General features: G+C 47.6%; 7 protein-coding genes. 3 read left to right on the plus strand and 4 right to left on the minus strand.

Features of this window, described 5'->3' with window-relative positions; all coding sequences use genetic code 11:
* Nucleotides 1-19: 19 nt before the first annotated feature.
* From ST37_RS04650 to argC, 3 genes are all read right to left on the minus strand, one after another.
* Nucleotides 20-1,228 (minus strand): argininosuccinate synthase, encoded by a 1,209-nt coding sequence (locus tag ST37_RS04650; RefSeq protein ID WP_084884204.1) that lies wholly within the window; start codon nt 1,226-1,228, stop codon nt 20-22.
* 79 nt (nt 1,229-1,307) lie between these two features.
* Nucleotides 1,308-2,093 carry an acetylglutamate kinase gene (gene argB / locus ST37_RS04655; protein ID WP_084884206.1) on the minus strand — a complete coding sequence of 262 codons (786 nt, stop codon included), beginning with the start codon at nt 2,091-2,093 and terminating at the stop codon, nt 1,308-1,310.
* Between the two features lie 55 nt (nt 2,094-2,148).
* Nucleotides 2,149-3,153, minus strand: coding sequence for an N-acetyl-gamma-glutamyl-phosphate reductase (gene argC / locus ST37_RS04660; protein WP_084884218.1), 1,005 nt, complete (start codon nt 3,151-3,153; stop codon nt 2,149-2,151).
* Between the two features lie 148 nt (nt 3,154-3,301).
* On the opposite strand from argC, the gene argE reads away from it, so the two are divergent.
* The 3 genes from argE (at nt 3,302) to ST37_RS04675 (ending at nt 8,083) form a co-directional block, all read left to right on the plus strand.
* On the plus strand, nt 3,302-4,441 hold the full coding sequence (argE, locus tag ST37_RS04665; RefSeq protein ID WP_084884207.1) for an acetylornithine deacetylase: 1,140 nt from the start codon (nt 3,302-3,304) through the stop codon (nt 4,439-4,441).
* 190 nt (nt 4,442-4,631) lie between these two features.
* On the plus strand, nt 4,632-7,265 hold the full coding sequence (ppc, locus tag ST37_RS04670) for a phosphoenolpyruvate carboxylase (protein WP_084884209.1): 2,634 nt from the start codon (nt 4,632-4,634) through the stop codon (nt 7,263-7,265).
* Nucleotides 7,266-7,561: 296 nt separating this feature from the next.
* A complete protein-coding gene (locus ST37_RS04675) occupies nt 7,562-8,083 on the plus strand; it encodes a PadR family transcriptional regulator (protein ID WP_084884210.1) in 522 nt (173 codons plus the stop codon).
* Between the two features lie 67 nt (nt 8,084-8,150).
* Here the strand turns inward: ST37_RS04675 and metF are convergent, their stop codons facing one another.
* Nucleotides 8,151-9,044, minus strand: coding sequence for a methylenetetrahydrofolate reductase (gene metF / locus ST37_RS04680; protein WP_084884212.1), 894 nt, complete (start codon nt 9,042-9,044; stop codon nt 8,151-8,153).
* Nucleotides 9,045-9,214 lie beyond the last annotated feature (170 nt).

Below are 9,214 nucleotides of genomic sequence, written 5' to 3' on the forward strand. Positions count from 1 at the left end.
TTATCTCGACGGAGATTGACTACTTATGCGCTTTATTCATTGCTCGGATACGAGAAGGCAGTGAGAACAAACGAATGAAGCCTTCTGCGTGGCTTTGGTCGTACACTTCATCTTCCCCAAAGGTGGCAAACTCTTCAGAGTACAGGCTGTTATCAGAACGTTTTTGAGTAACCACTGCTTGACCTTTGTACAGCTTAACCACAACCTCACCATTGACATCTTTCGCCAACTCTTGAGCAGCAGCCATGATTGAGTTACACAGCGGCGTAAACCAACGGCCATCATAGACAAGGTGCGCCGCTTTAATGCCTAGCTCTTCACGGAACTCAAAAGATGTCTTATCCAGCACCAGTTGCTCTACTGCGCGCAGTGCTTCCATCATGATGGTGCCACCAGGAGTTTCATAACAGCCGCGAGACTTCATACCAACAAGACGGTTTTCAACAATATCGATACGACCAACACCATGTTTTGCACCTTTTTCATTTAGGTACACCAAAGCGTTGTACGGTGTCATCTCTTCACCATCGACAGCCACGATTTCGCCTTGCTCTACTTTAAGAGAGACATATTCAGCTTCATTAGGCGCTTGCTCTGGATCAACGGTCCACTCCCAGCAATCATCGTTCGGCGCGTTCCATGTATCTTCCAGAACGCCACCTTCTGTCGAAATGTGCCACGCATTTGCGTCACGAGAGTAAATCTTGGTTAAAGACGCTGCACACGGGATATTACGCTCGGCAAGGTAATCGAGGCACTCTTCACGGCTTACAAGATCCCATTCACGCCACGGAGCAATCACTTTGAGATCTGGGGCAAGCGCGGCAAAGGCGCCTTCAAAACGCACTTGGTCGTTACCTTTACCTGTACAGCCATGACACAATGCGTCTGCGCCCACTTTACGCGCAACTTCCACTTGTGCTTTAGCAATAATAGGACGCGCCATTGATGTGCCTAACAGGTACTTACCTTCATAATAAGCGCCGGTTTTCAACGTAGGGAAAATGTAGTCAGCTACCATTTCTTCTTTTAGGTCAACCACATAACACTCTGATGCACCCGATGCTTTGGCTTTTTCTTCCACACCCTCTAATTCATGATCGCCCTGACCTACGTCGGCAACAAACGCAACCACTTCACAATCGTAGTTTTCTTTTAGCCATGGAATGATCACAGAAGTATCCAGACCGCCTGAGTAGGCAACGACCACTTTATTTACTTTACTCATAGTTTTTCTCCTTGGGCCTCGAGGGTGACTTGGCGGTCATGTCTCGGGCTATTACATCAAATTCGGTTTATAAGGTTTGTTAGTCTGCTTGCGGAAGAAACTGCGTTCCTACACTTTCACCCGCTAATAATGCGTTGAGTTTGTCGACGTATCGCCAACTTGCAACCTGAATAGGTCGACCGAGTTCTTGTGCCGCATCGAGCGCAGCAAGTACTTTGACAATCATGCCTTCGGTGATCACTTTGCCGTCGATTAATGCGTTAGCTTGCTCACTGTTTAGCGCTGGAATCAAATGGCCTTTACCATCAAGCACGCCACTGACGTCTGACAGCAGAACCAAATCACCATCGACTGCGCCCGCGATGGCGACGGCCGCTTGGTCAGCGTTCACATTCATGAGTTCACCGTCTGCCGTGATACCAATTGAGCTAATGATCGGCGTGATACCTAAAGAAAGCAGCGCTTGAACGGCACTGGCATCGCCCGGCTGAGCTTTTCCAACATGACCCAGCTCTGGGTCCAGTTGAGTCACTTCGGTCAAGCCTGCATCGGCAAGACTCAATCCCACACTTTTCACACCAGCCTTGATCGCTTCGGCTTGCAATAGCTTATTCGCCGTACCGGCTAGCGCGCCGGTTACGTAGTTTATTTGCTCTTTTGGTGTGACCCGAAGACCGGACTTTTTAACCGACTCAAGTTTAAGGCCGTTTAATAGCTCATCCACTAAATAACCGCCGCCGTGAACCAAAATCACACCTTGCTTGGCCGTAGCCTGATAGTGTTCGATCGCACCAAATAGTTGCTGCAGTGTATTACTACACTCTAATGCTGCTCCGCCTAATTTGATAACCAATGGTGTCTTCATTTCATGTCCTTTCACGTGTGTGCGATTTCGGTAATATACTTTGTAAGATGAGCCGTTAAACGAGCGCTGTCATCTCATCAAAACCGTAATGAATATTCAAACATTGCATCGCTTGGCTCGATGCCCCTTTGAGCAAGTTGTCGATGGCTGAGGTAAGTACGACATACTCACCTTGTTGCTGCCAGCTAATGTCGCAATAAGGCGTTTGCTGGACTTGCTGTAAGGTCACCTGTTGCTGACCAAACAATCGAACAGCAGGTTTCCCCTCATACGCTTTTTCAAAAGCTTGCGCCACTTGCTCGGCGGTTACACCTTGTTGCAATTTTAAGGTGATGGTCGCCAAAATTCCGCGCTTAAAACTCCCTAAATGCGGGTTAAAAATAACTGGGGCACCTAAGTGGGTTGCAATCTCTGGCTGATGACGGTGATTAAAAATGCCATAGGCATGCAAACTCACTTCACAAAAGCTGTTGGTCATACTGGCTTTACGACCCGCTCCAGATACGCCGCTGGTTGCATTGATCACTGCAGGAAAAGCTTGGTCCACTAACTTTTGTTCAATTAAGGGTTTGATCGCCAGTTGAGAAGCCGTTGGGTAACATCCCGGTACCGCTATCAGTTGTGCTTGCTTTATGCCCACCTGATTCCACTCAGCCAAGCCGTACTCCGCCGCATCTAGCAGAGCGTCATATTTGTGCTCGAAGCCGTAATAGGTGTCATAGAAGCCGGGTTGCTTTACACGAAACGCGCCCGACAAGTCGAATACTTGGCAGTTTTCATCGATAAAGGTGCTGGCTAGGTCATGGCTGACTTCATGAGCGGTCGCCAAGAAGACCACATCGCTTTGAGTCGCAACCCGTTGTGGGTCTTGCAGCGGCAATACTGGCAAATCGATCACCCCAGTCAAATGTGGGTGAAGAGTCGCCATCGCTTTATGTGCGTCGACACTATTGGCCGATACATACAAACCTGCTAACGTCAGGTGTGGGTGTTTTGCCACCATCTGTGCCAACTCTGCACCGGTATACCCACTTGCACCTACTATGGAGACTTTTAACATCAACGACATTCCCATTTTCTTAAACTTGCTATTTTCGAGTATAAATTTACCCTTTTAGCTTTATTTTGAGTTTTTATTCACTTATTGTGATTTATTATGTGTTTTACAGTTTTCATCGTGAGCTGTCAATAGTAGATAAGGTATTTACATGCAAATTCCATCGTTTAAAGGAATCTATTCCGACTTGATTTCCACCTCCTCCATCAGTTCCAGTGATCCAAGTTGGGATGAAGGCAATGCCAAGGTCATCGACAAACTGGCGCAGTGGTTTACTGATCTGGGCTTTGACACCAAAGTCGTGGAGGTCGCGAAAGGCAAACACAACCTTATTGCACAAAAAGGCCAAGGCAGCGGCGGACTATTACTGGCAGGCCATACCGATACCGTTCCATTTGATGAAGGACGCTGGAGTTTTAACCCACACACACTAACCGAGAAAGATAATCGCTTTTACGGCCTAGGCACCGCCGATATGAAAGGCTTCTTCGCGTTTATATTAGAAGCGGTAAAAAATACGCAGTGGAGTGGTCAAAATAAGCCCCTGTATATATTGGCGACCTGCGATGAAGAAACCACCATGTTGGGGGCTAAACATTTTACCGACGATGCCCCTTTTAAACCCGATTACTGCATTATTGGTGAACCAACAAGTTTAGTGCCAGTCTATGCTCATAAAGGGCATGTGGCTAACGCCATTCGAGTGACGGGGAAATCAGGACACTCGTCGGATCCTAGCTTGGGCATCAATGCAATCGAAGTGATGCAGGAAGTGCTATTCGCCATGACCCAGCTTCGCGACAAGCTGATCAAGGATTATCGCCATCCCGGGTTTGATATTCCAAACCCCACCCTTAACCTTGGTCACATTCACGGTGGCGACAGCGCCAATCGGATATGCGGTTGCTGCGAGCTCCATTACGATGTGCGCCCTCTACCTGGGATGAGTTTAGAAGCGCTGGACCAGTTGCTACACAGTGCACTTGAAGAGGTTCAAGCGAAGTGGGCTGGCCTTATCGATGTTCGTCCACTGCACGCTCCTATCCCCGGCTACGAGTGTTCTCATGACCACCCGTTTGTGGGGCAAATGCAAGATCTCAGTGGTAAAGAAGCGCAAAGCGTCAACTACTGTACCGAAGCACCGTTTCTGCAGCAGTTGTGTCCTACACTGGTATTAGGCCCGGGTTCGATTGAGCAAGCGCATCAGCCGGATGAGTTTTTGGCGTTTGAGTTTATCGATCCAACAGTGTCGCTATTGCAGCGTTCAATACAAAGTTACTGCTTTACGTAAACATTCCCTAGATTTATGAAAGTTAATTTCAACTTTTGATTGAACCCTGCCGCTTTGAGCAAGTCAATGTCCCTGATTGGTGCACGCTGCGCCTTTTTAGATCAGAATATTTGACTCGACTTGGCAAAAGTGGATACATTGGGGGTTCGAGTACGCAAATGGATGTAATTAAATTACGAGGATCGATGCAATGAATCAGCAATATGCCGCACTCAGAAGTAACGTCAGCATGTTAGGTCATCTGCTTGGAAATACCATCAAGGACGCTCATGGTGAAGCGATGCTTGATAAAATTGAGCAACTGCGCCAGCTTTCGAAATCGGCGCGCAGTGGTAACACCGACGACCGCCAAAAGTTGATCGATGAGATCCACACTCTTAGCAATGACGAGCTGACCCCTGTAGCTCGTGCCTTCAATCAATTTTTGAATCTCACAAATATTGCTGAGCAATATCACACCATCTCTCGTCACTGCGACAATGAAGTTTGCCACCCGGATCCGCTCCAATCGGTGTTTGCTAAACTCACCGAAAATGACATCAGCAAGCTGGATACCGCTCAAGCACTTAAAGAACTTAACATTGAGTTAGTACTTACAGCTCACCCTACCGAAATCACCCGTCGCACTATGATCAATAAATTGGTCAAAATTAATAAGTGCCTATCTAAGTTAGAACTGAGTGATTTGTCCGATAACGAACGAGTTAAAACCGAACGTCGTCTAGAGCAACTGATTGCTCAGAGCTGGCACTCGGATGTGATCCGCAAGCAGCGCCCAACCCCGCTTGATGAAGCAAAATGGGGATTCGCGGTAGTAGAAAACTCTCTATGGGAAGCCGTACCAGAGTTTTTGCGTGAGATGAACGACAAGCTTAAAGATTACATGGGCGAAAAGCTGCCTATCGACGCTCGTCCTGTGCACTTTTCGTCTTGGATGGGTGGAGATCGCGACGGTAACCCGTTTGTGACCCACGACATCACTAAAGAAGTCATGCGCTTATCTCGTTGGAAAGCAGCCGATCTCTATTTAGGCGACATTAATGAGCTGGTCAGCGAACTTTCGATGACTCAGTGCAATGACGAATTACGTGCCTTGGTGGGTGAAGACGAAAACGAACCGTACCGTGCAGTACTGAAAAAGCTTCGTACCCTGCTCACCAATACCCTAGAAGTGCTGGATGCGAAAATCCATCACGCCGATGTCCCAAATTTAGAAACCTTGAAAGATGCGAACCAGTTGTGGGAACCACTACTCGTCTGTTACCGCTCTCTCAAAGAATGTGGCATGAGCATCATTGCCAATGGCTCACTGCTCGACACCTTGCGACGCATCAAATGTTTTGGCGTTCATCTGGTTCGCCTCGATATTCGCCAAGAAAGTACTCGACACTCAGATGTACTTTCTGAGCTGACTCGCTATCTTGGTATTGGCGATTATGCTGAGTGGAGCGAACAAGACAAAATCGCGTTCCTCACTAACGAACTGTCGTCAAAACGTCCACTATTACCACGAGATTGGACACCGTCTGCAGAAGTCCAAGAAGTACTCGATACCTGTAAGATCATTGCCTCGCAGCCTCGCGAAGCCTTTGGTGCTTACGTTATTTCAATGGCTCGCACCGCCTCAGACGTGCTTGCTGTTCACCTGATTTTGCAAGAGTCAGGCTGCCCATATCGCATGGATGTCTGCCCATTGTTTGAAACTCTGGATGACCTTAACAATTCAGAAGCGGTTATCCGTCAACTGATGGGGATCGACCTGTACCGCGGCTTCATTCAAAACCATCAAATGGTGATGATTGGTTACTCCGACTCTGCGAAAGATGCCGGGGTAATGTCTGCGGGTTGGGCTCAATACGATGCGATGGAAAAGCTGGTGCAAGTCAGCGAAGAAGAAGGCATTGAACTGACACTGTTCCACGGTCGCGGCGGCACCATTGGTCGTGGTGGTGCGCCAGCGCACGCGGCGCTACTGTCTCAGCCACCAAAAAGCCTCAAAGGTGGCCTACGCGTAACCGAACAAGGTGAAATGATCCGCTTTAAACTTGGTCTACCGGAAATTGCCGTTAACAGTCTAAATCTGTACGCCAGTGCAATATTGGAAGCCAACCTACTTCCGCCCCCAGAGCCAAAGCAAGAATGGCGTGATCTTATGGAAGTGTTGTCTGAAGTATCTTGTGAAGCCTATCGAGATGTGGTTCGTGGCGAGCCCGATTTCGTTCCTTACTTCCGCTCAGCAACGCCAGAGCTAGAACTGGGTAAGTTGCCGCTAGGCTCTCGTCCTTCGAAGCGAAATCCAAATGGCGGAGTAGAAAGCTTACGTGCGATCCCATGGATTTTCTCGTGGAGCCAAAACCGCCTTGTACTGCCTGCATGGCTCGGGGCTGGACAAGCAATACAGTTCTCTATCGATAAGGGCCATCAAGCGCTTCTTGAAGAGATGTGTCGCGAATGGCCATTCTTCTCAACCCGTCTTGGTATGCTCGAGATGGTGTACACCAAGTGTAATCTAGAGATTTCGAAACTGTACGATCAAAAATTAGTGGATAAATCACTATGGCCACTGGGCGATCGATTGCGCGAGCAATTGCAAAAAGACGTCAGTGCCGTTCTAAAAGTCGACAACCATGAAAACTTAATGCAGAGCGACCCGTGGGGACTTGAGTCAATTAACCTTCGTAACACCTATGTAGAACCTCTCAACATGCTGCAGGTCGAGCTTCTGTCTCGAACGCGCCAGCTGCAAGAGAGTGACCCTCAACTCGAAGAAGCGTTAATGGTCACCATAGCCGGTATCGCCGCAGGTATGCGTAACACTGGTTAATACTTTTTTTAATATGAAAGGTGAGGCATAAAAACCTCGCCTTTTTTTGATCCCAATCTCAGTTTTTTGCCCATTTTCGACCGCCTTTGAATCAATTATCTATGCAACTTGTGTCAAGCCATTAAAATCAAACGATTTTTTCTTATTGAGTATTTTTTCAATAAGGGCGAAACTACACTATACTTTAACTAAACCACTATAAAAAATGAGCTTCACTCAGTACAAAAGAATGAAGCCAATAATAAATCTATTTCTTAGCTTGTTTGAACTTTTTGCAACAGGATGAATCACTTCCTATGTCGTTACCTCATGTAATTTTGACGGTGCTTAATCAGCATCCAGCCACTGGTTATGAGATCACTAAACAGTTCTCTCAATCCATCGGCTTTTATTGGAAAGCAAGCCACCAACAAGTGTATCGCGAGCTGGGTAAGCTCGATGCCAATGAGTGGGTAACTTGCGAGTTAATTCCTCAATCGGGTAAACCCGACAAGAAAACGTACTCCATCACCGAGCTTGGGCAACGCGCGCTCCAACAATGGTTGTCAGAGCCCACCACGCAACCTGTAGTGCGTGACGAGTTTTGTGCAAAATTGGCCGCTTGCGAATCTATCGAGTCGTCTGAATACCTAGCGCAGCTCAAAAGCGCTCTAGAGAGTGCTAAGCGTCTTTTAAGTCACTACTTAAGCATTGATAAGCAATTTGAAGCTGAAGGAGCTCAAAGGCAATTAGAGCGCTTAACCCTTAAGCGCAATATTGTGCAGCAGCATGCGTGGATAGAATGGGCAGAGTCGGTGGTTGAGTATTTGACGCCGTAACTGCTACAAAAATACATAGGGCCAGCAAAATGCTGGCCCTACTGTTATTGATGGGTATGTGTGGAGGCTATATCGCTTGTGGGCGAACTCCAAGTGTATGACACAGCGCATAAGTCATTTCAGCACGGTTTAGCGTATAGAAGTGGAAGTCCTTTACGCCTTCGCGGCTCAACACCCGCACCATGTCGATAGCTTGACTGGCTCCCACCAGTTGACGCGTTGTTGGATCATCATCCAACCCTGAAAACTGCTGCGCCATCCAGCCTGGCACCTTCACATTATTCATTTTGGCAAATCGAGACGCTTGCTTGAAGTTCGACACAGGTAAAATACCTGGCACAATTTCAACGTCGATACCCGTGGCCACACAACGGTCACGAAAACGCAGGTAGCTCTCAACATCGAAGAAAAACTGCGTGATCGCGCGGTTGGCACCTGCGTCCACTTTACGCTTTAGGTTCAAGAGATCAGCTTGCGCACTTTTCGCTTCTGGGTGAACTTCTGGAAACGCCGCTACTGAAATGTCAAAGTCGTGCTGCTGTTTGAGTAGTGTCACCAAATCAGATGCGTACATCTCTGGTGCACCACCACCCGCAGGGATATCACCACGCAGCGCAACAATACTTTGGATCCCATTTGCCCAGTAATCGTTAGCAATGTCGATCAACTCGTCACGCGATGCATCAATACAAGTTAGGTGTGGTGCAGCCACAAGGCCTGTCTCTTGTTTGATTTCCTTAATGATTGAGTGCGTACGATCTCGCTCACCGGAGTTTGCACCGTAGGTGACCGAGACAAACTTTGGTTGCAGCTTTTTAAGTCGATGAACCGATTTCCACAAAGTTTCTTCCATGGCTTCGGAGCTGGGTGGGAAAAATTCAAAAGAGACATTAATGTCGTCTGACAATTCTGAAATATTTTGATTGAGGGCATCGATGTGGCCCGCATGTGTATAACCCATTACTCACTCCCTGTGGCACAGTCTGCCGAAAACTTCTTTACGTTTGGACGTCTATATGTCTAAAGAATGTATTGGATCGTATTTAATGTCAACATCTATCATCATGAATATTCTTCATGTTGATGTTCGATTTTTTTCAGTAAGACTGGGGAGGGGCGGGGGGCGGGAGC

Origin of the sequence: Vibrio sp. qd031, from assembly GCF_002100145.1 — a bacterium.
Taxonomy (GTDB): Bacteria; Pseudomonadota; Gammaproteobacteria; order Enterobacterales; family Vibrionaceae; genus Vibrio.